Origin of the sequence: Microbacterium sp. Leaf159, assembly GCF_001423615.1 — a bacterium.
Classification (GTDB): Bacteria; Actinomycetota; Actinomycetes; order Actinomycetales; family Microbacteriaceae; genus Microbacterium.
Genome location: NZ_LMOU01000002.1, coordinates 476,708 through 497,081, shown reverse-complemented (window position 1 = coordinate 497,081; position 20,374 = coordinate 476,708). Strand labels below are relative to the sequence as shown.

General features: G+C 68.9%; 21 protein-coding genes. 12 read left to right on the top strand and 9 right to left on the bottom strand.

Annotated features, from left to right (window positions below):
* Positions 1–7: 7 nt before the first annotated feature.
* Positions 8–850: a helix-turn-helix transcriptional regulator gene (locus ASF80_RS16050; RefSeq protein WP_056313657.1), complete on the bottom strand. Its 843-nt coding sequence runs from the start codon at positions 848–850 to the stop codon at positions 8–10.
* Complete coding sequence (locus ASF80_RS16045; RefSeq protein WP_082488417.1) at positions 847–1,800, bottom strand: LacI family DNA-binding transcriptional regulator; 954 nt, start codon at positions 1,798–1,800, stop codon at positions 847–849. The genes ASF80_RS16050 and ASF80_RS16045 overlap by 4 nt, the downstream gene beginning before the upstream one ends.
* Positions 1,801–1,878: 78 nt before the next feature.
* Between ASF80_RS16045 and ASF80_RS16040 the strand changes: the two genes are divergently transcribed.
* Positions 1,879–2,898, top strand: coding sequence for a zinc-dependent alcohol dehydrogenase (locus ASF80_RS16040; protein ID WP_056312938.1), 1,020 nt, complete (start codon positions 1,879–1,881; stop codon positions 2,896–2,898).
* Between the two features lie 20 nt (positions 2,899–2,918).
* Positions 2,919–3,467: an isochorismatase family protein gene (locus ASF80_RS16035; protein WP_056312936.1), complete on the top strand. Its 549-nt coding sequence runs from the start codon at positions 2,919–2,921 to the stop codon at positions 3,465–3,467.
* A gap of 12 nt (positions 3,468–3,479) precedes the next feature.
* On the opposite strand, the gene ASF80_RS16030 is transcribed toward ASF80_RS16035, so the two are convergent.
* On the bottom strand, positions 3,480–4,094 hold the full coding sequence (locus tag ASF80_RS16030) for a TetR/AcrR family transcriptional regulator (protein ID WP_056312934.1): 615 nt from the start codon (positions 4,092–4,094) through the stop codon (positions 3,480–3,482).
* 70 nt (positions 4,095–4,164) lie between these two features.
* On the opposite strand from ASF80_RS16030, the gene ASF80_RS16025 reads away from it, so the two are divergent.
* Positions 4,165–5,451: an MFS transporter gene (locus ASF80_RS16025; RefSeq protein WP_235560023.1), complete on the top strand. Its 1,287-nt coding sequence runs from the start codon at positions 4,165–4,167 to the stop codon at positions 5,449–5,451.
* Between the two features lie 24 nt (positions 5,452–5,475).
* Positions 5,476–5,916, top strand: a complete 441-nt coding sequence (gene arfB, locus ASF80_RS16020; RefSeq protein ID WP_056312929.1) for an alternative ribosome rescue aminoacyl-tRNA hydrolase ArfB — start codon at positions 5,476–5,478, stop codon at positions 5,914–5,916.
* 25 nt (positions 5,917–5,941) lie between these two features.
* Here the strand turns inward: arfB and ASF80_RS16015 are convergent, their stop codons facing one another.
* The 3 genes from ASF80_RS16015 to ASF80_RS16005 all read right to left on the bottom strand — a co-directional run bounded on the left by ASF80_RS16015 (position 5,942) and on the right by ASF80_RS16005 (position 9,817).
* A complete protein-coding gene (locus ASF80_RS16015; protein ID WP_056312927.1) occupies positions 5,942–6,889 on the bottom strand; it encodes a DUF1214 domain-containing protein in 948 nt (315 codons plus the stop codon).
* Positions 6,890–6,984: 95 nt separating this feature from the next.
* Positions 6,985–9,060: a bifunctional lysylphosphatidylglycerol flippase/synthetase MprF gene (locus ASF80_RS16010; protein ID WP_056312925.1), complete on the bottom strand. Its 2,076-nt coding sequence runs from the start codon at positions 9,058–9,060 to the stop codon at positions 6,985–6,987.
* Between the two features lie 4 nt (positions 9,061–9,064).
* Positions 9,065–9,817, bottom strand: coding sequence for a hypothetical protein (locus ASF80_RS16005; protein WP_157521103.1), 753 nt, complete (start codon positions 9,815–9,817; stop codon positions 9,065–9,067).
* Between the two features lie 101 nt (positions 9,818–9,918).
* Here ASF80_RS16005 and ASF80_RS16000 point away from each other — a divergent pair, with 101 nt between their 5' ends.
* On the top strand, positions 9,919–10,971 hold the full coding sequence (locus tag ASF80_RS16000) for a PQQ-dependent sugar dehydrogenase (RefSeq protein WP_082488415.1): 1,053 nt from the start codon (positions 9,919–9,921) through the stop codon (positions 10,969–10,971).
* 13 nt (positions 10,972–10,984) lie between these two features.
* On the opposite strand, the gene ASF80_RS15995 is transcribed toward ASF80_RS16000, so the two are convergent.
* Together ASF80_RS15995 and ASF80_RS15990 are read right to left on the bottom strand one after the other, a co-directional pair.
* On the bottom strand, positions 10,985–11,653 hold the full coding sequence (locus ASF80_RS15995) for a DsbA family protein (protein WP_056312923.1): 669 nt from the start codon (positions 11,651–11,653) through the stop codon (positions 10,985–10,987).
* Positions 11,654–11,734: 81 nt separating this feature from the next.
* On the bottom strand, positions 11,735–12,151 hold the full coding sequence (locus ASF80_RS15990) for a hypothetical protein (protein ID WP_235560022.1): 417 nt from the start codon (positions 12,149–12,151) through the stop codon (positions 11,735–11,737).
* A 100-nt stretch (positions 12,152–12,251) separates the two neighbouring features.
* Here ASF80_RS15990 and ASF80_RS15985 point away from each other — a divergent pair, with 100 nt between their 5' ends.
* The 3 genes from ASF80_RS15985 to ASF80_RS15975 are packed head-to-tail and all read left to right on the top strand — an operon-like array spanning position 12,252 to position 15,153.
* Positions 12,252–12,605 (top strand): PLDc N-terminal domain-containing protein, encoded by a 354-nt coding sequence (locus ASF80_RS15985; protein WP_056312922.1) that lies wholly within the window; start codon positions 12,252–12,254, stop codon positions 12,603–12,605.
* A 14-nt stretch (positions 12,606–12,619) separates the two neighbouring features.
* Complete coding sequence (gene menD, locus ASF80_RS15980) at positions 12,620–14,266, top strand: 2-succinyl-5-enolpyruvyl-6-hydroxy-3-cyclohexene-1-carboxylic-acid synthase (RefSeq protein ID WP_056313649.1); 1,647 nt, start codon at positions 12,620–12,622, stop codon at positions 14,264–14,266.
* Positions 14,267–14,310: 44 nt separating this feature from the next.
* Positions 14,311–15,153: a polyphosphate kinase 2 family protein gene (locus tag ASF80_RS15975; RefSeq protein ID WP_056312920.1), complete on the top strand. Its 843-nt coding sequence runs from the start codon at positions 14,311–14,313 to the stop codon at positions 15,151–15,153.
* A 15-nt stretch (positions 15,154–15,168) separates the two neighbouring features.
* On the opposite strand, the gene ASF80_RS15970 is transcribed toward ASF80_RS15975, so the two are convergent.
* A complete protein-coding gene (locus tag ASF80_RS15970; protein WP_056312918.1) occupies positions 15,169–16,422 on the bottom strand; it encodes an isochorismate synthase MenF in 1,254 nt (417 codons plus the stop codon).
* Between the two features lie 59 nt (positions 16,423–16,481).
* On the opposite strand from ASF80_RS15970, the gene ASF80_RS15965 reads away from it, so the two are divergent.
* From ASF80_RS15965 to ASF80_RS15950, 4 genes are read left to right on the top strand one after another with little or no spacing between them, the layout of a single operon-like run.
* A complete protein-coding gene (locus tag ASF80_RS15965) occupies positions 16,482–17,045 on the top strand; it encodes a hypothetical protein (RefSeq protein WP_056312916.1) in 564 nt (187 codons plus the stop codon).
* 56 nt (positions 17,046–17,101) lie between these two features.
* On the top strand, positions 17,102–17,761 hold the full coding sequence (locus ASF80_RS15960; RefSeq protein ID WP_235560052.1) for a ubiquinone/menaquinone biosynthesis methyltransferase: 660 nt from the start codon (positions 17,102–17,104) through the stop codon (positions 17,759–17,761).
* A 45-nt stretch (positions 17,762–17,806) separates the two neighbouring features.
* Complete coding sequence (locus ASF80_RS15955; protein WP_056312913.1) at positions 17,807–18,868, top strand: polyprenyl synthetase family protein; 1,062 nt, start codon at positions 17,807–17,809, stop codon at positions 18,866–18,868.
* A 58-nt stretch (positions 18,869–18,926) separates the two neighbouring features.
* Positions 18,927–20,321, top strand: coding sequence for an FAD-dependent oxidoreductase (locus ASF80_RS15950; protein WP_056312910.1), 1,395 nt, complete (start codon positions 18,927–18,929; stop codon positions 20,319–20,321).
* The last annotated feature ends 53 nt before the right edge of the window (positions 20,322–20,374 follow it).

The following is a 20,374-nucleotide window of genomic DNA, read 5'->3' as shown; positions in this document are numbered from 1 at the left end:
GGGAGCGTCACCGCCAGTAGAGCTGGTGCGCGGAGTCGGCCTGCACGCGCGCGACGTGCTGCCTCGGGGTGAGGCCGAAGCGCTCTTTGAACGCTGCCGAGAACGCGCTCGTCGTGGAGTATCCGCATCGGTGGGCGGCGGCGCCGATGGGGGTGCCGTCGACGATCAGTCGGGCAGCCAGCGTCATCCGCACCCCGGTGCGCCACCGGGCGAAGGTCATGCCGACGTCGTTCTGGAAGATGCGCAGCACCGTGCGCTCATGCAGTCCGTGCGCGAGGAACAGCTGCCGCGCGCTGCGCGGGTCGCCGGGGTCGGCGAGCACGGCCTGCACCAGTGGGCGTACGCGCTCATCGGCCGGCAACGGCACCTCGCCCCATCCGTCCGCGGCCTCGGCGGACCGATGCTGCAGCATCTCGATGAGCACGGATTGGATGCGCACTCGAAGCTCGGTCGGCATGTCGTTGATGCCGAGATGCAGCAGCATCTCCTGCACGGCTCGCGGGACGAGCACCTGTGTCACGTCGTCGATCGGAGTGATCAGCGACGAGTCGGCGATGTAGGTGTAGCACCCTGTCGAGCCGCGTTCGTGGCGCGCCGTGTGCGCAGTGTGCGCGGGGATCCACACTCCCTGCCCCGGAGCGAGGCGCCACATCGACTCCTGCAGCTGCACCCAGACCGTCCCGCGGTAGCACCACGCGAGCATGGCATCGGGGTGCGAGTGCGGCGGTGCGAGCGGACGGGTGTCGGTGTCCTCGCCGGTGACGACGCCGGTGCCCATCAGGTACGGCTCGCGGATCGTCGACGGATGCACGGGGCTCGCGTCCCAGTCGTCCTGCCGGTAGGAGTTCACGTCGTGCTCTGCGGGGCCGAGCTGCTCGACCCGCGTTCGACGACCCACGAGTGCGGTACCGGAGCATGCGGATCCGTGATGCCGAGGATGCCGCGTGCGGCTCGACGTCCGTAGTCGACCGCCTCGATGCGCACCGTGGTGAGTCCGGGGGTGGTGTGCTGCCCCCACCCGGCGTCGTCGAAGCCGATGACCGACAGATCGTGCGGAACGCGGATGCCGAGGCTGTGCGCTGCGCGCAGGACGCGTGCAGCCGAGTCGTCGTCGAAGCCTGCGATACCGGTGACGCCCCGGGAGATCGCCGCTTTCAGGGCGTCTGTGCCGGCATCCGGATCCTCGGGCATCGCGATCGTCGCTGGCGGGGCGATGTCGAGCGCCCGAGCGGACTCTCGGAGATGGCGTTCCCGGAGGCCGATCATCGCAGATATGCCGACGGTCTCGGCGGGGCGGGCGAAGGCGATGCGCGAGTGGCCGAAGCCCACCAAATGGCCCGCCTGCGTGAGCGTGTGCGAGGCGAGGCCGTCGATCCATCCGCCGTCGAGGCCGTCGCTCTCGGCGCCGGCGTAGATCGCGCCGAGGTCGATGACGGCTCGAGGCGAGATCGCATCGATCGTGCGGGCGAGGGCGTCGCCGGTCGCTCGGAGCACGGCGACGGAATGGTCGCGGCTCGAGAGCTCGATGTCGAGGCCGTCGAGAAAGGACTCGAGAGCGGTGCCCCGGGGGAGTCCGCCGGTGGCGACGACGACCGTGCGAGTCGTGCCCTCTCGCAGGGCGCGGGCGAGCGTGGTCGGATACCCGAGCTCCTGCGCCGCGCTGCGGACACGATCGCGAGTGCCGAGGGGGATCGTCTGGCCCGCGGTGTCGTTGAGCACGAAGCTCACCGTGGTCGCCGACACCCCGCTCACTCGGGCGATGTCCCGAATGGTCGGTGTCTTGCGAGAACTCCCAGCCACGGAGACAGCTTAGAGTCACTAATGTTGTTTAGTGACAGCGCAAGACTGCGTCGGCCGATGCAACCGAGGGAGAACGGCATGAAGTCAGTGGTGATCACAGGTCCCGGAACCACCGAGGTGCTCGAGGTCGAGCAGCCCACGGCGGGTCCCCGCGACGTGCTGGTGAGGATGAAGGCCTGCGGCATCTGCGGGTCGGACCACATGTACACGATGTACGGCGGCATCCCGCCCCGTCAGGGGGCCACTCCGCTGGGGCACGAGCCCGCGGGTGAGGTCATCGAGGTCGGCGCCGAGGTGGGCGATGCGCACGTCGGCGACCACGTGGTGATCAACGTCATGGCGACGGTCGACGGTCTGCTCGGCAGCGGCGGCGCACAGGGCGGATTCAGCGACGTCATCGTCCTGAAGGACGCTCGGGCCGGGGTGCAGTTCCGCGTCATCCCCGAGGAGATCCCGTGGGAGGTGGCGGCGCTGAACGAACCCATGGCCGTCGCGAGGCACGCGACCAACCGCACGGCATCGAAGCCCGGCGACAAGGTCGTCGTGTTCGGGGCCGGCCCGATCGGCCTCGGCGCGGTGCTCGGCTTCAAGGCGCGCGGCGCCGGCCACGTCGTGGTCGTCGACATCGTGCCCAACCGTCTCGAGAAGGCGCTGCTGATCGGCGCCGATGCGGTGATCAATTCGGCGGAAGAAGATGTCTTCGCCCGCCTGGTCGAGCTGCACGGTGCCGCCGCGCCGGTCGTCGGCGTGCGAGGTGAGCGGCCGGATTCGGATGTCTACCTGGATGCCGCCGGTGCGCCCGCGGTGATCGCCACGGCGACGTCGGCGGCCAAACAGGGGGCGACCCTCGGAATCGTCGCCGTGCACAAGAAGCCGGTCGAGATCGACTTCGGAGCTCTGCTCACGACCGAGCTCACCCTCGTGCTCTCGATGGGGTACCCGACCGAGATCTTCGAGGTCACCGACGACATCATCGCGAACTGGCGCAAGTACGAACTGATCATCAGCGATCGCATCCCCTTCGCGCGGGTGCAGGAGGCCCTCGCGCTGGCGGCGACTCCGGGTGCGGCCGAGAAGGTTATCGTCACGTTCCCGTGACGACAGGGAAAGAGAAGCGGATGCCGAACATCGAACTCCCGTCATCGACGGCGCTGGTCGTCGTCGATGTGCAGGCGGGAACCCTTCCGAATGCGAGAGCGGTCAGCGCCGAGAGCCTCGTGTCGCGCGTGGGCAGCCTGGTGGAGGCCTTCCGTGCCTCCGGTCGCCCGATCGCCTTCGTCGTCTCGACCGGTACCGCGCCGGGTGTCACCGAGTACGGACCCGGAGGAAGAGTGTGGCCGGAGGGCTTCGCTGAGCTCGCGCCCGGGATCCAGAGTCGTCCCGAGGAGGCCGTGCAGCGGCGGGCCGGGTGGAGCGCGTTCGCGGGCACGTCCCTCGCGGAAGAACTCGCTGCGAAGGCGATCACCGACATCGTGATCGTGGGCCTCGCGACGACCTTCGGGGTCGAGTCGACCGCACGTTCTGCCGCCGATCTGGGGTTCTCGGTGGTGGTGGTCTCCGATGCCGTCTCCGACCCTGACCCCTCCGGTCACGAGCGCTCGCTGACCCGTGTGTTCCCTGCGCTCGGGAGGGTGCGGACGACGTCGGAGGTTCTCGCCGCTCTCTGAGACCCTTCGGACTCAGTCCTGCGACTCCGCGAGGGCCGCCTCGACCGGAGCCCAGCCGTTCTCGAGCACGGCGAAGCCGGCGTCGAGGATCCCGAGCTGGTCCTCGTGCTCGTTGACGAGCAGCTGCATCTGCAGGACGAAACGGGAGTAGACGCGGATCTCGGCCGTCGGCTCGGGGAGTCCGAGCTCGTCGGCGATCGCGTCCGCCAGAGCATCCTCGTGCCGCAGCCACATCTTCGCGGCGTACTCGCTCAATGCCGGCGTCTCGTTGAGGAACGCGAGGAAGATCCGGGTCACGTCGTTGCCGTGCTCGTCGATGTTCGCGCCGACCTCAGCAGTGTAGAAGTCGCGGATCGCCCGGTTGATCGTGACGCCCTCAGCGCGGTCGCGGACGGCCGAGACGAGTCGATCGCGCTGCTCGTCGTCCTCATCGAACACGAGCGCCTCCTTCTGGGGGAAGTGCGCGAACACGGTGGTGGGGGAGACATCGGCAGCATCGGCGACCTCGCGGATGCTGACGTTGTCGAAGCCGCGCTCGAGGAACATCATCGTCGCCACATCGGAGATGTTCTTGCGGGTCGCGGCCTTCTTGCGTTCGCGGCGTCCGAGCGGCTCAGAGTTCGTCATCCCTCCACGATATCGCGAACTCGATACAAAACTGGCTTGACAACAAAACTGGTATTGATACAGTTTCGGAGTGACTTCACTTACGAACCCGCCTGCGCGCAGCGAGAAGCGCGCCTGGATCATGCTCATCGTGCTGACGATGCTCACCGTCATCGGCATGACCGTCGTCCTCCCCGTCCTGCCCTTCGTCGTGCTGCAATACGTGTCGCACGAAGGCGATCTCGCGATCTGGGTCGGTGTGCTCGAAGCGATCAACGGCCTCTGCGCCTTCCTGGTCGCTCCCTTCCTCGGCCGTCTCTCCGACCGCTTCGGTCGCCGACCCGTCATCATCGGTGCCGCGTTCGGTGCCGCTTTCGCCATGACGCTGTTCGGCATCGGCGGAGCGATCTGGGTGCTCGTCCTCGCCCGCGTCATCCAGGGCCTCACCGCGGGAGACATGCCCGCCCTCTTCGCCTATCTCGCCGACATCACCCCGCCCGAGAAGCGCGCTCAGCGGTTCGGACTGCTCGGCGCCCTGTCGGGAATCGGCATGATGATCGGCCCGGCGATCGGCGGTCTCCTCGCAGCCGTCAGCCTGCAACTCCCGGTCTTCCTCACCGCAGCGGTCGGGCTGATCATCGCGATCCTCAGCATCTTCCTGCTCCCCGAGAGCCTGAAGCCCGAGAACCGCATCCCGCGCATCGCCGTGCGCGATCTGCAGCCGTTCGCCGTCTTCAAGGACGCCTTCAGCCGCAAGGAGCTCCGGGGCCTCATGATCGGCTTCGGTCTGCTCGCGCTGCCGTTCGGGTTCTTCGTCAACAACTTCAGCGTTCTCGCCCTGGACTCGATCCAGTGGGGTCCCACCCAGATCGGTCTTCTCACGGCCGCCGTCGGCATCATCGACATCATCATCCAGGGTGTGCTGCTCGGAATCTTGCTGCCTCGTATCGGAGAGCGCGGCGTCATCGTGAGCGGCATCGTCGCGCAGACGATCGGCCTGATCGGCCTCGCGGTCGTCGCCTCGATCTTCGCGCAGCCGTGGGTGTTCATCGTCGGTGCGCTTCTGCTCGCCGCAGGTCAGGGCGCCTCGCAGGCCGCGATGGACGGAGCCATGTCGAACGCGGTCGGCGACGACGAGCAGGGCTGGCTCGGCGGGGCGACCCAGTCGCTCGCCGCGGCGATGAACACCGTCGCACCGCTGATCGCCGGCGCCCTCTACGTCACCGTCAGTCACGCGGCTCCCTATTGGCTGGGTGCGGCCATCATGGTCGTCGCCGCGATCGTCGTCGGCCGCGCGCACATCGCGAACACCGCGAAGCGCGGGTCCCTCGGCGAGGATGCCGTCGTGCCGACGGAACTCGCACGCGCCGACAACTGACCGGACGGGAGGGATGATGGATGCATGCCGTCATCCCACCGTCCGGGGCTCCGGGTCTCGTCAAGTCTGACGATCCCCGAGTCCGAGCTGTCGTGGCGCTTCTCGCGCTCGTCGGGGCCGGGTGGGCAGGGCGTGAACACGGCGGATTCCCGAGTGGAGCTCGTGTGGGATGCCGCGAACAGCACCACATTGACGCCGTATCAGCGCGACCGCATCGTCGACCGCCTGAGCGGTCGTCTCGTGAACGGGGTGCTCACGATCGCCGCATCGGAGCACCGCGCCCAGTTGCGCAACCGTGACGCCGCACGTGAACGACTCGTGGCGCTGGTCGCCGAGGCGCTGCGCCCGCCGGCCCCGCAGCGTCGGGCGACCAAGCCCAGCCGCGGATCGAAGGAGCGGCGGCTGACCGCCAAGAAGCGGCGCACCGACGTCAAGAAGATGCGCAAGCCACCGCGCGACGGCTGAGGAGGTCGAGCCGGCACCCGCCGCGTCAGGATGCCCGAAGGCTCGGGAACGACCACGTGCCGTCGAGGACCTCGGGTCGCGGGCGGTAGAGGCGAACCAGGTAGTTCCACCCTTCAGGGAGAGGGAGCGCGTTAGGAAGGGCGAGATCGCCGCCGAAGCGGATCGTGATCGAGCCCTCGGCGTCCCGCGCTCCGGTCACGCTGTTGACGCTGTACGCCCCCTGCTCGTTCGCCGCGAAATACCCGTCGCCGTCGTACAGCGACACCGACCAGAAGCCGTCGACGGGCACATCGCCGACGTGCAGCGTGTACTCGCCGAAAGGCAGGCGCGGGTCGACGTTGATGTAGTACGCCTCGTTCTCCGGTAGTCCGCCCCAGCCGGCCGCGGTGGCGAGGAGGTGGCGGATCGGATCGACGTCCTCGGCCCGGCCGAAGCAGCGTTCGAATCCGCCGAGCCCTTTCGCCAGCGTCAGGATCGCCGCGCGAGTCTCGGCGAAGCTCTCCTCGTCGTAGACCGGGGCGGGGAACTCGCCGCCTGCGACCGACGTCAACGCGAACCGGTCCTGCAGTGCGTTCACCACGGCGACGTCGTCAGCATCCTCGGAATCCACCAGCACGCGCACCGCTGCGAGGACGTGATCGGATCCGAGGTCCTGGGCCGTCAGCTCGTGAGTGCCGGGGTCGTGGAGCACGCGGTTGACGCAGTGATCCTCGTTCACGAGCATCACCGAGACGTACCTGTCGCCGACATCGGGGATCGTGATGGTCGCGCCGCGCGAGACGTCGATGATCGCGGCGCTGTACAGAGTGTCACGATTCATTCTGATCACGGTCTGCCGGTCGATCGGGGTGGGCACGCGATAGTGGTTCCATCGATTCGACCCGCCGGCGGCGGAGGCGATCGCATCGAACATGCGAGCGCTCTCGATACGGGCGAAGTTCGCGATAGTGACGGGCGCAGGAGTGTCGGTCATCGTGGTTCCTTCCTCGACGGTGCCTTCATCCTGGCGGCGAGCTCCGGAAGGCGCACCCGAGCTCACCCTTGGCGGGTGAGCGCGCATGACCGGGATCAGTCCTTGCTGCCTCGGACCAGTTCGAGCCCCGCACCCGCGAACTGCCGCAGCGTCGCATCCGGCAGGAACGCCCGGGTCAGAGCCGTGCCGATCGCCGCGAGGTCGGCCTCGTCGCGGAACAGCAGGTACATGGTCTCGTAGCGCGGGTGGAACTTCTGCTTGAAGCGGTGCAGCGATCCGAACCCGTAGACGGGCTCGAGCGCCTCGGCGAGGCGGTCGCTCAGCGCGGCGATCATGCCGGCATCCGGCGGGTAGTCGTGAGCGAGGGGTGCTCCCGACAGCGACATGATCTCGGCGCCCTCCTCCGAGAACTGCCGGGCGGATGACCCGATCAGGTACTCCATGACCGGGGCGAAGCCGCCCTCCCGCCGACGCATGAGGTCGAGCGTCCACCCGCGCACGGTGCCGTCGTCGCCGTAGACGGGAAGCCACGACAGGAAACCGTCGACGTCGCCGTTCGGAGCCAGTGCCAGAGCGAGACGCACCTCCGGATCCTCTGCCTCCTCGAGCGTTCCGAGCGTGAAGCGCATCTCTGGGAGGTCCTTGTCGCCGACCCACGCCTCGGAGATCGCCCGCAGCTGCTGCTGCACGCCCCACGACTCCGCCTTCAGGTGCGTCATCCTGAATGTCATCTCGTCACGACCCGCGCGGTTCAGCGAGGTCCGCACCGAGTTCCAGCGCTTGCCCGTGAACTCGAGCCCCGGCAGGTCGACGATCGTGTCGTCCGCGACGACGATGCTCCGCCACGTCGACGGCACGGCCTGGCGGGTGGCATCGTCCGCGCTGAAGAAGCACGGCACGAGACCTGCATTCTCCGCCGTGCGGATGAAGTCCGTCACGGCGTCTGCACGAGCATCCGCGGGGCCGATCGGATCCGCGAGTGCGAGCGCGACGCCGGCCCGCCGCTGATACGCCACGATCCCCGCGGCGCTGCGCGCGTAGCTGTTGCCCTCCCACGTCGTCATCCACGACAGGGTGCCGCCGCCGTGCGCGCGCAGCTCGGCCTTCACCTCGTCGACCGAGGGTGCGGGCTGGATGCCGAGGAGGGACTTCCGCTTCGCTCGGAACGCCCGACGCACGGCGATCAGGTAGACGAGCAGGATCAGCCAGAGGAAGCCGTTCGCGAGAGCGAGTTCGGTCTCGCCGTCCCAGCGCAGATCGATGTCGGCCTGCGAGAAGACGGTGATCAGGATGAGGACGAGCGCTCCGATCAGGATGTTGAAGAGGCCGAGCAGGATCACGAGCACCCACGACCAGCGCCGCCCCCGCAGAAGCCCGTTCACGAGCACGACGATGACGACGAGGTCGATCGCCAGATCGATGAAGCCACCGGATGCGGGTTCCGTCGGACCGAACGGGCCGTCGGTCGCCACCAGGGTCGTGATGATCTCGACCGCGCCCAGCACCAGCAGAGCGACGACGGCGATGAGGCGCTGCTCGCGCACGGTGGTCCGCTGCACGCGAAGGGTGCGGTCGGCGAACAGGATGAGCAGCACCGCGAGCAGGTGCTCGAGGTCGGCGAGTGCGCCCCAGAACAGCATCGCGATGAAGACGAACCCGAGCAGGATGAGCCAGCCGCGCACCCGCCACGGCGGGCGGAACAGTCCGACCGCGGCGGCGATGCACGCCATGGTTCCCCCGGAGGCGCCGACGTCGAGCGCCTGGGCCTGGGCATCGGCCCACGCCCACGGCAGCTGCGACGCGAAGGCCAGCACCAGCGCGGTCGCGAACATCGCGAAGAGCTGTCCGACCCAGTAGTAGGCGAGGGCGACTCGGGAACCCCGCCGGAACTCGAGATACGCCATGCCCCAGAATCCCGAGATCGTGAAGAGATAGACCCAGGGCGCGTTGACGAAGAAGGTGCCGGTGAGGGGCGTCCACCACTTGCCGTCGAGGAAGTTCGGCAGGCCGTAGGCGACGTCCGCGAACAGGTCGGTCTTCTCGAACGGACTCCACAGCCCCTGCCACACCACTCCGACGGCCAGGATCAGCGCGACCATCGTGAGGGTCGCCGGTATCCGCCGCAGAACTGCGACAGCGGGACGCGATGTGGGGGTGCTCGCCTCGGTCATGCGCTCAGCGTAGCGAGCGCGGGTCGCTCTCCGGGGTCGGCCGACGGGCGACGTAGTGACCCCAGGCCCAGCGGAACCCCACGCCGCCGAAGATCATGAACCCGGCGGCGAAGAGAAGACCGGCGACGACCCCGCATCCGATCGCCCAGCCGAAGGAGCCCCCGCCGGCGATGATCGCCGAGCCCACCAGCATCCCCACCACGCATGCATTCACCACGATCAGCAGCATGACCGAGCTGCCGAGCAGGATGCTGACGCGCCGCGGCCGGAGGAACGAGTAGGTCCGCTTCATGCCCGGCTGGTCGTCGTAGGGCGAGGCGAGGAACACGTCGGCCACGGCCGGATCGATGTCGACGTAGGCGCCGCGGATGCGGTTCATCGCGACGACGTACATCATGTCCTCCTCCGAGACGTTCATCACCCGCGCCTGCGTCATGAAGCCGATGAGCGACAGAAACGCGAGGATGGCGAGCGAGGCTCCGCCGAACCAGCCGCCGAAGTCCGATGCCTGGCCGAGGAGCCCGATCGTCACGAGGCCGGCCGACACCAGCGTCAGGAAGATCGTGATCCGAGTGAGGACCTCGCTCTGGGCGGTGCTGCGGGCGGCGAGCAGGCCCCAATGCTCGGTGGCGAGCAGCTGCGCACGACGGCCCAGCACCGCATCCGATTCGCTCGTCGGCGGCGCGACCTCGTCATCGGATGCCGGTGCCTGCCCCTCGCCGGGCACGGGCTGCTCCAGGGAAGAGCCCTCGCTCATATCCGTATTGTGCTCCTGCATCCGGGCCGCCGATACGGGTTCTGACCGCGGTTCCGAGGTCGAGGCTGTCGCTCGGTGCCGATACCGCGTTGGATGGAAGCATGCCTGCGAAATCCACACTCCGCACATCGGTCGCTTTCGTCGCGGCATCCGCGGTCGCTCTGGTCGTCGCATCGTGCTCGGCCGAGCCGACCTCGGTCTCGCCACCGGCGACCGACTCGTTCGTCGACGGGCTCGACGCGCCCTGGTCGATCGCCTTCCACGACGGCGTCGCGCTGGTGAGTGAGCGAGACAGCGCGCGGGTGCTCGAGATCGCCGACGACGGCGAGACCCGGGAGGTCGCCGTGATCGACGGCGTCGTACCCGCCGGCGAGGGCGGGCTGCTCGGACTCGCGGTGCGCGACGGCGAGCTGTTCACCTACTTCACCGCTCAGGACGAGAACCGTGTCGAGCGGCGCGAGATCACCGGGGAGGCGGGGGATCTCTCGCTCGGCGAGCCGACGACGGTGATCGACGGCATCCCGGCGGCGGGCAACCACAACGGCGGACGTATCGCGTTCGGACCGGACGGGATGCTGTACGTCACGACGGGAGACGCGGGCGACCGCGACAGCGCCCAGGACGTGGATGCCCTGTCGGGAAAGATCCTGCGACTCACGTCAGAGGGAGACATCCCCGACGACAACCCGTTCGAGGACTCGCCCGTGTTCAGCTACGGGCACCGGAATCCGCAGGGCATCGCCTGGGATGCCGAAGGCACGATGTACGCGAGCGAGTTCGGTCAGGACACCTGGGACGAGCTCAACGTGATCGAACCGGGCGGCAACTACGGGTGGCCCGAGGTCGAGGGGATCGCCGACGACGACGACTTCACCGACCCCGTGCAGCAGTGGTCGCCCGACGACGCGAGCCCGAGCGGCATCGCGGTCACCGGATCCGACATCCTCATCGCCAACCTGCGCGGTGAGCGCCTGCGCGTCGTGCCGCTCGACGATCTGACGACCGGCACCGAGCGGTTCGTGGGCGAGCTGGGCCGCCTGCGCGACGTGGTCACAGGGCCAGACGGCACGCCCTGGGTCCTCACGAACAACACCGACGGACGCGGCAGTCCCCGGCCCGGGGACGACCGCATCCTGCGCCTCGACAGCGACTGATCCCGAGACCGGCTCAGCCGTTCACGGCTCTCTCGTTCACCGCCTTCTCGATGGCGGCCTCGAGGTCGCCCCAGGCCTGAAGCGCGACGGGCTCGCCGTCGATGAAGAAGCTGGGGGTGCTGCGCACGCCGAGCTTCTCACCGTCGCTCTTGTCGGCCTGCACCCGCGCGAGCGTGGCGGGGTCGGCGACGGCCGCGTCGTAGGCCGCCATGTCGAGTCCGAGGTCTGCGGCGAATCCGCGGAAGACCTCGGGCGTCTCCTGAGGCTGCTCGCCCCACTGCGACTGCGTCTCGAACAGGCGGTGGTACATGTCCTCGAAACGGTCCTGTTGCGCCGCGGCCTCTGCAGCGAGTGCGGCCGGGGTGGAGTTGATGTGCCCCGGCAGCGGGAAGTACCGCACGACGTACGTGATGTCGCCGGCGTACTGCTCTCGCAGGTCTTCGACGATCGGGTAGAACGCGCCGCACGCCTCGCACTCGAAGTCGAGGAACTCCACGACGGTGACGGCATCCGCGCCTCCTTCGTCGAGAACGTGGGAGTCGGTGCGCACGGTCTGCAGCTTCTCGCCTTCAGGGGGAGCCGGCTCCTCGGCGCGCTGCGACATGGCGTAGACGATGCCGACGATCGCAAGGACGATGGCGACAGCGATGGCGATCAGGGTCGCCTTGACAGGGGTCTTCATGGGGTTCTCCGACGGGTGATATCAGGCAGGGGTGAGGATGCCGCGGCGCGGCCGGAGTCGCCGAGGATCGGCGTGCCTGATTCAGGTGCGGGAGAGCGAGAGCTGGGTGAGCGTGAGCGCGGGGACGTGCAGGCGAGGGCCGGCGCGTGTGGGAGCTGAGGTCAGGAACCCGCGGCTCCTCACGAGAAGGCGTGCGGCGCGACCGACGCGCAGGAACAGAAGCACGAGCAGGATGCAGCACAGTGCGGCGACCGCGGTCGTTCCGGTGTCGGACGACACCGCGTCCACGACCGTGGCTCCGCTGTCGTGGTGGTCGGATGCGGATGCCGCCGAGATCCCCGGTGCGAGACACAGGGTCGTATGCGCGTCGGCCTTGCCGTGAGACGTCGACCACGCGCCGATGACCAGCAGCAGGGCGAGGCCGAGGGCGAGACCGATCCGGACGATCAGCATCCGCTCGGCGCCGTGCGGTCGCAGGCGCATCGACGGGGTGGGCATGATCCGCGCAGTCTAACAATCGGGTGTCGGAACGCGATCCGAGCCCTCGTCATGCCGCTGCGGCCGATCCACCTCCCGTTCACCCGCCTACACTGGAGGGGTGGCGAGACTGTTGATCGTAGGCGGGTTCCTGGCAGCCATCTTCTGGGTGTACAGCATCGTCGACTGCGCCGTCCAGCCGCCGACCCGGCACCGTGGCGTGCGCAAGGCGATCTGGATCGTCATCGTCATCCTCATCCCGGTCATCGGCGGGATCCTGTGGTTCACGATCGGCCGCCGCCGTGCGAACGATAACGGCGGAGAGATCCGCATCATCGCTCCCGACGACGACCCCCAGTTCCTCCGCAGCATCAGCAAGAGCGAGCAGGATGCCCGCATCCGCCGCCTCGAAGAGGAGCTCGCGCGGCTCGAGGACGAGACCGACGACGGCCCCGCGCCGGACCCGCGTCCGTGACGGCATCGCCGGCGATGGATGCTGCGGCGTCCCTGATCGCCGACCTCATCGCCCACGGAGTGCGCGATCTGGTGCTCTCGCCCGGCTCCCGCTCCCAAGCCCTCGCGCTCGCCGCGGTGCACGCCGCGAACCAGGGGCACCTGCGCGTGCACGTGCGCATCGACGAGCGCGTCGCGGGCTTCACCGCCCTCGGCCTCTCGCGTGAGACCGGAGTTCCCACGCCGGTGCTCTGCACCTCGGGCACCGCCGCCGCGAACCTGCTGCCCGCCGCGATGGAGGCCTTCCATTCGGGTGTGCCGCTGCTGCTGCTGACCGCCGATCGTCCGCCAGAGCTCCGCGGCGTCGGCGCGAACCAGGCGACGATCCAGCCCGGCCTGTTCGGCGCATGGGTGCGCGAGCAGATCGACGCCCCCGTTCCCGGTGACGGCGACTGGTCGGGTCTCGCAGAGCGCGCCGTCACGGTGGCGCTGGGGGCGGACGCCGCGCACGGCCTGCCCGGAGTCGCCGGCCCCGTGCACCTGAACCTGCCCTCTCGCGAACCGCTCTCGGGCGAGATCCCCGCTCTCGAGATCGCCCCCGGCGACGCACCGAGGGCTCGTGTCGCCGAGTCTCTCGTTCTCGATCGCGGGCCGCGGACAGTCGTGATCGCCGGTGCGGACGCGGGAGCGGACGCCGAGGAGATCGCCCACGCAGGATCGTGGCCGCTGATCGCCGAGATCGTCAGCGGCGCCCGCTTCGGTCGTCAGATCGTGCACGGCTACCGCGCGCTGTTGAGCGCCGACGACCTCGGCGGGCGCATCGAGCGGGCGGTCGTGCTCGGGCATCCGACGCTCAGCCGCGAGGTGACCCGGCTGCTGTCGCGCGCCGATGTCGACGTGATCGCGGTCCGCCGCGGCGGCGAGGCGCTGAACCTCAACGGACGCACGACGCCCGCGGCATCGGTCTCGGTCGCGGCCGGAACCGCAGATCGCGAATGGCTCGGCGCCTGGCTCACGGCATCCGCAGCTCACACCGTCGACCTCAGCGAGCGAGCGCCCGACCAGGACGGACTCGCCTCCAGCGATTTCACCGCTCGTCGCGATGCCGTGAAGGCCGAGCTCGAGGCCGTGCGCCGACCTCTCGATCGCGCGCTGCTCGCCGACGCCGTCTGGCGGGCGACCTGGCCGCATGACCGCCTCGTGTTCGGCTCGTCTCGGCTGGTCCGGGTCGCCGATGCGGTGCTCGGTGGCAAGAAGGTGCCGGTGCATGCCAACCGCGGACTCGCGGGGATCGACGGCACCATCGCCACGGCCACCGGCATCGCCCTCGCCAGCCAGGCGGGCGGGGCTCCCGGCGTCACTCGGGTGCTGCTGGGCGACCTCGCGTTCCTCCATGATGTGGGAGCGCTGCTCCTGCCGCCCGACGAGGACGAGCCCCGGCTGCAGGTCATCGTCGGCAACGACGGCGGAGGCACGATCTTCGACGGGCTCGAGGTGGCTTCGACCGCTGATCGCGCCGACCTCGACCGCGCCTTCTACACGCCTCACACCGTGCGACTCGAGAAACTCGCCCTCGCGTACGGATGGGAGTACCAGCGCGTGACCACGCGCACGGCTCTCGACCAGGTGCTCACCACCCCCGCAGGCGGACGCCAGCTGATCGAGGTTCCGCTCACCCGCTGACCTGTTCTCCTCGCGGCGCGAGTGGGCAGTGGCAGGATGAACGCATGACAGCGCATGAGTGGGCCAAGACCCTGCAGATCGGTGACGGATTCCGTCTCGCGGACGTCGATCCCGAGAGCACTCCCGGCTATCACGGGGCCAAGGTCGATGGTGCGCGTGATCTCGCGGCGGGCCTGCACGAACTCAATCAGCTGCAGGAGCGACTGTTCGCCGAGAGCCGGGTGGGCGTCGCAAAGGACTCGGTGCTGCTGATCCTGCAGGCCATGGACTCGGCAGGCAAGGGCGGCATCGTGCGTCACGTCGTCGGCGGTGTCGACCCGCAGGGGGTGGCGCTCTCGGCGTTCAAGGCGCCGACCGATGAAGAGCTCGCCCACGACTTCCTCTGGCGCGTCACGCCGCGTCTGCCCGAACCGGGGTTCATCGGGGTCTTCGACCGCTCGCACTATGAAGACGTGCTGATCGGTCGGGTGCGCTCACTGGCTCCCGCCGACGAGATCGAGCGTCGTTACGACGCGATCAACGCGTTCGAGGCCGAGGCCGCGGCATCGGGCATCCGCATCATCAAGGTCATGCTGCACATCTCGCCCGACGAGCAGAAGGCGCGCCTGATGGAGCGCCTGGAGCGTCCGGACAAGTACTGGAAGTACAACCCGGGCGACGTCGACGAGCGGCTGCTGTGGGACGACTACATGGCCGCGTACCAGACCGTGTTCGAGCGCACCTCGACGAGCGCGGCGCCGTGGCATGTGATCCCTGCCGACCGCAAGTGGTTCGCCCGCCTCGCGGTGCAGGAGCTGCTGCTCGACGCGCTGCAGGGCATCGACCCCCAGTGGCCGGAGGCGACCTTCGACGTCGAGTCCGAGAAGAAGCGCCTCGCCGCGAGCTGAGCGCGGTGCTGAGAATCAGGCGAGCGCGTCGACCAGCGGGCGGAACTTGACCCGGGTCTCGAGCATCTCGGACTCGGGGTCCGACCCCGTGACGATGCCGGCGCCCGCGTACGCGGTGACGGCGATGTCGGTCGCGGCGGGAGAGAACTGCGCGCACCGCAGCGCGATCGCCCATTCGCCGTTGCCTGCGGCATCCACCCATCCGACCGGACCCGCATAGCGACCTCGGTCGAACGGCTCGAGCTCGCGGATCGCCGCGATCGCCGCAGAGGTCGGGGTGCCCGCGACGGCGGCGGTGGGATGTAGGGCGCCCACGAGGTCGAGCGATGAGCCCCCGTCGGCGAGCTCTCCCTCGACATCGGTCGCCAGATGGAACAGGTTCGGCAGCTTCAGCAGGAAGGGCTGCTCGCTCGCGGCGAGCACCCGGGTGTGCGGACGAAGAGAGGCGAGCACGCTCTGCACGGCGTACTCGTGCTCGTCGAGATCCTTCATGCTGGACGCCAGATGAGCGGATGCCACGGTGTCGGCGTCCGCGTCGGCTCCGCGTCCGATGGTGCCGGCCAGCACGCGCGCGGTCACGGTGCGCTGCTGCACGGTGACGAGGGTCTCGGGGCTCGCGCCGATCAGCCCGTCGACGGCGAAAGCCCACGTGTCGGGGTATCCGGTCGACAGCGCCCGCACGAGGCGACGCAGATCGGAACCGGCCGGGATGCTGCCGGTGAGGTCGCGCGCGAGCACGACCTTGCTGAGCTCGCCGTCCGCGATGCGACCGAGGGCCTGCCGCACGGAATCCTGATAGCCCTGCGGACTCTGGGCGCCGGGGCCGACCGTGCCTGCCCAGTGCGGTCCGTACTCGCGTGTCGCGGCGTCGTCTGCCGTCGCGGTGGAGGAAGAGAAGCGGATGCGGGTGAGCCAGGTGCGTCCGCTGTGACGGCCGATCACGAGTGACGGGACGATCAGCACGCTGTCGGCCGCGGAGTCCTCGTCGAAGGTCAGCGCCCCGAAGGCGACCAGGCCCGAGCCGGGGAGCCCGAGTTCGTCGCCGACCTCGGCATCCTGCGCGAGTTCTCGCCAGGCGTCGGCGATCGCGGCGGAACGCAGCGGCGCTGTGCCTGCCGGCACGCGGATGGTCTCGACGACTCCGTCGCCCACGGCGACGATCCCGTCACCACGGCGCAGCCACGCGAGGGGACGCGCCGGGTCGGCGAATGCCAGGAGATCCTCGACCGGATCGATCTCACGGGTCTCCACGACCAGCCTGCTGCTCACCTCTCCAGCCTAGTTCTTCGGTCAGGGGCAAGGTCGGGGGCGCGGCCTACGCTGAAGGCATGAGCGATGTGCGACCCGCCCCCGGCACCGAGATGATCTTCCAGTGGCGCAAGTGGGACGGCTCTCCGCACTGGCGGCACGAGTGCGTGTACCTCGGTGGCGATGAGTGGGGCGACTGGCTCGGGCAGCCCGCCGGCTGGCACAGCGCGCGCCCCGGGGCATCCTTCGTCACGGCCGGTCCGAACGTGACCCTGGTGCCGCGGCAGACCGACTATGCGCTGACGGTCAACCGCGACCACCCCAAGGCCATGCGCATCTACATCGACATCGGATGGGACGTGCGCTGGTCGGATGACCCGCTGCTGGCCGTGGGCATCGACATGGATCTCGACGTCGTGCGCGTCGACGGCGACCGCGGGATCTGGATCGACGACCGCGACGAATGGGAGGAGCACAGCGCGCAGTTCGGGTATCCGGCAGAGATCATGACGAGGCTCGAAGCACTGGCGCTCGACCTCGAGCAGCGCGTGCGCGACCAGACCGCTCCCTTCGACGATGCGACGGGAGATCTCTGGCTCGACCGCCTCGAAGCGCTGCACCTCGCGCCTAGACTGGACTCGTGACCTCGAACGAAGCAAACCGCGCCGATCTCGGCAAGGACCCCGCCCGCGTCAGCGGCATGTTCGACCAGGTCGCCGCGGGCTACGACCGCACGAACACGGCGATGACGGTCGGCAACGACGCGCTCTGGCGTGCGGCCACGACCCGCGCCGTCGCCCCGAAGCCCGGCGAGAAGATCCTCGACCTCGGAGCGGGAACCGCATCGTCGTCGGCATCCCTCGCCCGCAGCGGAGCAGAGGTCGTCGCCGCCGACTTCTCGCCCGGAATGCTCGCCGAGGGGCAGCGCCGTCACGGCAGTATCCGCAATCTCTCGTTCGTGCAGGCGGATGCCACGGATCTGCCGTTCGCCGACGGGGAGTTCGACGCTGTCACGATGTCGTACGCGCTGCGCAACGTGAACGACCCGAAGAAGGCGCTGCGCGAGCTGCTGCGCGTGACCAAGCCCGGCGGTCGCCTCGTGATCAACGAGTTCTCCACGCCTCCCGGTTCCGTGTTCCGCGCGGCGTACCGCTTCTACAACTCGCAGGTGCTGCCCCGCGTGGCCCGCGTCGCCGGCACCAACGGCGACGCCTACGACTACCTGAACGAGTCGATCCGCGACTGGCCCGATCAGAAGAAGCTCGCGGCATGGATCCGCGAAGCCGGCTGGACAGAGGTCGAGTACCGCAACCTGTCGTTCGGCATCGTCGCGCTCCACCGGGCGTTCAAGCCCGCGTGAGCACCGCGCGCGAACCCGTACGTCTGACGAAGGTAGGCTGAGCACGTGACTTCGAGCCGCGTAGCCCCGGGTTCGCGACTGGCGAGCCGTCTCGGTTTCAGCGACCGTGTCTTCATCGGCACCGCTGGGCGTCGCATCGCTCAGGCGATCGAAGACGGCCTCGAGCTGGTCGAGACCGGCCTCGCCGACGACGTGCGCGTCGCCGATCCTCTGGCCGACGCCGCGAGCCGGTATCTCTACGAGGCCGGGGGCAAGCGCATCCGCCCCGTGCTCACGCTGCTCGCCGCCCAGCTCGGCGACGGCAACACCGAGAAGGTGATCGACGTCGCCAAGGCGCTCGAGATCACCCACCTCGGCTCGCTGTACCACGATGACGTCATGGACGGCGCCGACCGCCGCCGCGGTGTGCCCGCTGCACAGACCGTGTGGGGCAACAACATCGCCATCCTCACCGGCGACATCCTGTTCTCGCGTGCGAGCCAGCTGATGTCGCGCCTGGGGGAGCGGGCCATCCGCCTGCAGGCCGACACGTTCGAGCGGCTCGTCCTCGGTCAGATGCACGAGACGATCGGCGCCCAGCCCGACGACGACCCCATCGAGTTCTACATCCAGGTGCTCGCGGACAAGACCGGCTCCCTGATCGCCGCGGCGACCCAGGGTGGTGTGATCTTCTCGAACGCCCCGTCGGAGTACGAAGAGCCGCTGCGCGTGTACGGCGAGAAGATCGGCGTCGCCTTCCAGCTGCTCGACGACGTGATCGACCTGTCGGCGAAGCCCGAGGACACCGGCAAGGTGCCGGGCACCGATCTGCGGGCCGGGGTGCCGACCATGCCCTACCTGCTGCTGAAGGCCGAGTCCGATGAGGCCTCGATCGACCTCGCAGCTCGCATCGACGACGGGGTCGCCCGCATCGCCGAGGGTGAGGACCCTGCGATCCTCGACGGACCGCTCACCGAGCTCCGCGACCACGTCGGCACTCAGAAGACTCTCGCGCTCGCGCATTCCTGGACCCAGGATGCGATCGACGCGCTCGCCCCGCTTCCGCGAGGCACCGTGCGCGAGGCGCTCACCCGTTTCGCAGAGACCCTCGTCGAACGCTCCAGCTGACCGCATGGCGGCTTCGGGCCGCGTGCATCGGGCGTGACGGCATACGAAAGGACCCCTTATGACCAAGCTCAGACTGGCCATCGTCGGAGCGGGCCCCGCCGGCATCTATGCCGCCGACATCCTGCTGAAGGCCGAGCGCAAGTTCGACGTCTCGATCGACCTCTTCGAACAGCTTCCCGCGCCCTACGGGCTGGTCCGCTACGGCGTCGCGCCCGACCACCCGCGCATCAAGGGCATCATCAACGCCCTGCGCGATGTGCTCGACCGCGGTGACATCCGCCTCTTCGGCAACGTCCGCTTCGGTGAGGACATCACCCTCGAGGATCTGAAGAAGCACTACAACGCGGTGATCTTCGCCACCGGCGCGATCCGCGACACCACGCTCGACATCCCCGGCATCGACGCGGTCGGCGCCTACGGCGCAGCGGACTACGTGAGCTGGTTCGACGGTCACCCCGACGTGCCGCGCGAGTGGCCGCTGGATGCCGCATCCGTAGGCGTGCTGGGCAACGGCAACGTCGCCCTCGACGTCGCGCGGATGCTGGCGAAGCACGCCGAGGACCTGCTCGTGACCGAGGTTCCCGACAACGTCTACGAGGGTCTGAAGGCGAGCGAGGTCACCGACGTCCACGTGTTCGGTCGCCGCGGCCCCGCACAGGTGAAGTTCACCCCTCTCGAGCTGCGTGAGCTCGGCGAGCTGCGCGATGTCGACATGGTCGTCTACGACGAGGACTTCGACTACGACGAGGCGTCGAAGGATGCCGTGGCCAGCAACAAGCAGGTCATGGTCATCGACCGCGTCCTGCAGTCGTGGCGCAAGCGCCCGTCGGTCAATGACGCCAGAGGCGATGCCGACACCGAGGGTGGCACCGCATCGCGTCGTCTGCACCTGCATTTCTGGGCCCGCCCGGTCGAGGTGCGAAAAGACGAGGCCGGCCGCGTCGCCGCTCTCGTCTACGAGCGCACGAAGCCCGACGGACAGGGCGGGGCTGTGGGCACCGGCGAGATGCGCGAGGTGCCGCTGCAGTCGCTGTACCGCGCGATCGGCTACTTCGGCTCCCCGCTTCCCGGTGTGCCGTTCGACAAGAAGCACGGCGTGATCCCGAACCGTGAGGGTCAGGTGCTGGCGAAGGACTCGAACCAGCAGATGACGGGCATCTACGCGACCGGCTGGATCAAGCGCGGACCGGTGGGACTGATCGGTCACACGAAGTCCGACGCCATGGAGACCGTGCGGCACATCATCAACGACCAGGGCTCGTGGTGGCACCCGGAGGACCCCTCGGAAGAGGCGATCCCCGCGCTGCTGCAGGAACGCGGCGTCAAGTGGACCGACCTCGACGGCTGGCACCGTCTCGACGAGCACGAGATCGCCCTCGGTGCGCCGAACGAGCGTGCGCGCGTCAAGGTGGTCCCCCGCGACGAGATGGTGCGCGTCTCCCGCGGCGAGTGACCGTCATCCGATCGTTGTCGCCCTCTCGCGTGTCCGGGCCTCTCGATCCCTAG

Bases quoted from the DNA above. Each gene is read 5' to 3' on its own strand.
- ASF80_RS16010 (WP_056312925.1), bottom strand. From the start codon at position 9,060: ATGACCGAGGCGAGCACCCCCACATCGCGTCCCGCTGTCGCAGTTCTG.
- ASF80_RS15990 (WP_235560022.1), bottom strand. From the start codon at position 12,151: ATGCCCACCCCGTCGATGCGCCTGCGACCGCACGGCGCCGAGCGGATG.
- ASF80_RS16000 (WP_082488415.1), top strand. From the start codon at position 9,919: ATGCCTGCGAAATCCACACTCCGCACATCGGTCGCTTTCGTCGCGGCA.
- ASF80_RS15965 (WP_056312916.1), top strand. From the start codon at position 16,482: ATGAGCGATGTGCGACCCGCCCCCGGCACCGAGATGATCTTCCAGTGG.
- ASF80_RS15995 (WP_056312923.1), bottom strand. From the start codon at position 11,653: ATGAAGACCCCTGTCAAGGCGACCCTGATCGCCATCGCTGTCGCCATC.
- ASF80_RS15950 (WP_056312910.1), top strand. From the start codon at position 18,927: ATGACCAAGCTCAGACTGGCCATCGTCGGAGCGGGCCCCGCCGGCATC.
- ASF80_RS15975 (WP_056312920.1), top strand. From the start codon at position 14,311: ATGACAGCGCATGAGTGGGCCAAGACCCTGCAGATCGGTGACGGATTC.
- ASF80_RS16005 (WP_157521103.1), bottom strand. From the start codon at position 9,817: ATGAGCGAGGGCTCTTCCCTGGAGCAGCCCGTGCCCGGCGAGGGGCAG.
- ASF80_RS16030 (WP_056312934.1), bottom strand. From the start codon at position 4,094: ATGACGAACTCTGAGCCGCTCGGACGCCGCGAACGCAAGAAGGCCGCG.
- ASF80_RS15960 (WP_235560052.1), top strand. From the start codon at position 17,102: ATGTTCGACCAGGTCGCCGCGGGCTACGACCGCACGAACACGGCGATG.
- ASF80_RS16040 (WP_056312938.1), top strand. From the start codon at position 1,879: ATGAAGTCAGTGGTGATCACAGGTCCCGGAACCACCGAGGTGCTCGAG.
- arfB (WP_056312929.1), top strand. From the start codon at position 5,476: ATGCCGTCATCCCACCGTCCGGGGCTCCGGGTCTCGTCAAGTCTGACG.
- ASF80_RS16035 (WP_056312936.1), top strand. From the start codon at position 2,919: ATGCCGAACATCGAACTCCCGTCATCGACGGCGCTGGTCGTCGTCGAT.
- ASF80_RS16015 (WP_056312927.1), bottom strand. From the start codon at position 6,889: ATGACCGACACTCCTGCGCCCGTCACTATCGCGAACTTCGCCCGTATC.
- menD (WP_056313649.1), top strand. From the start codon at position 12,620: ATGGATGCTGCGGCGTCCCTGATCGCCGACCTCATCGCCCACGGAGTG.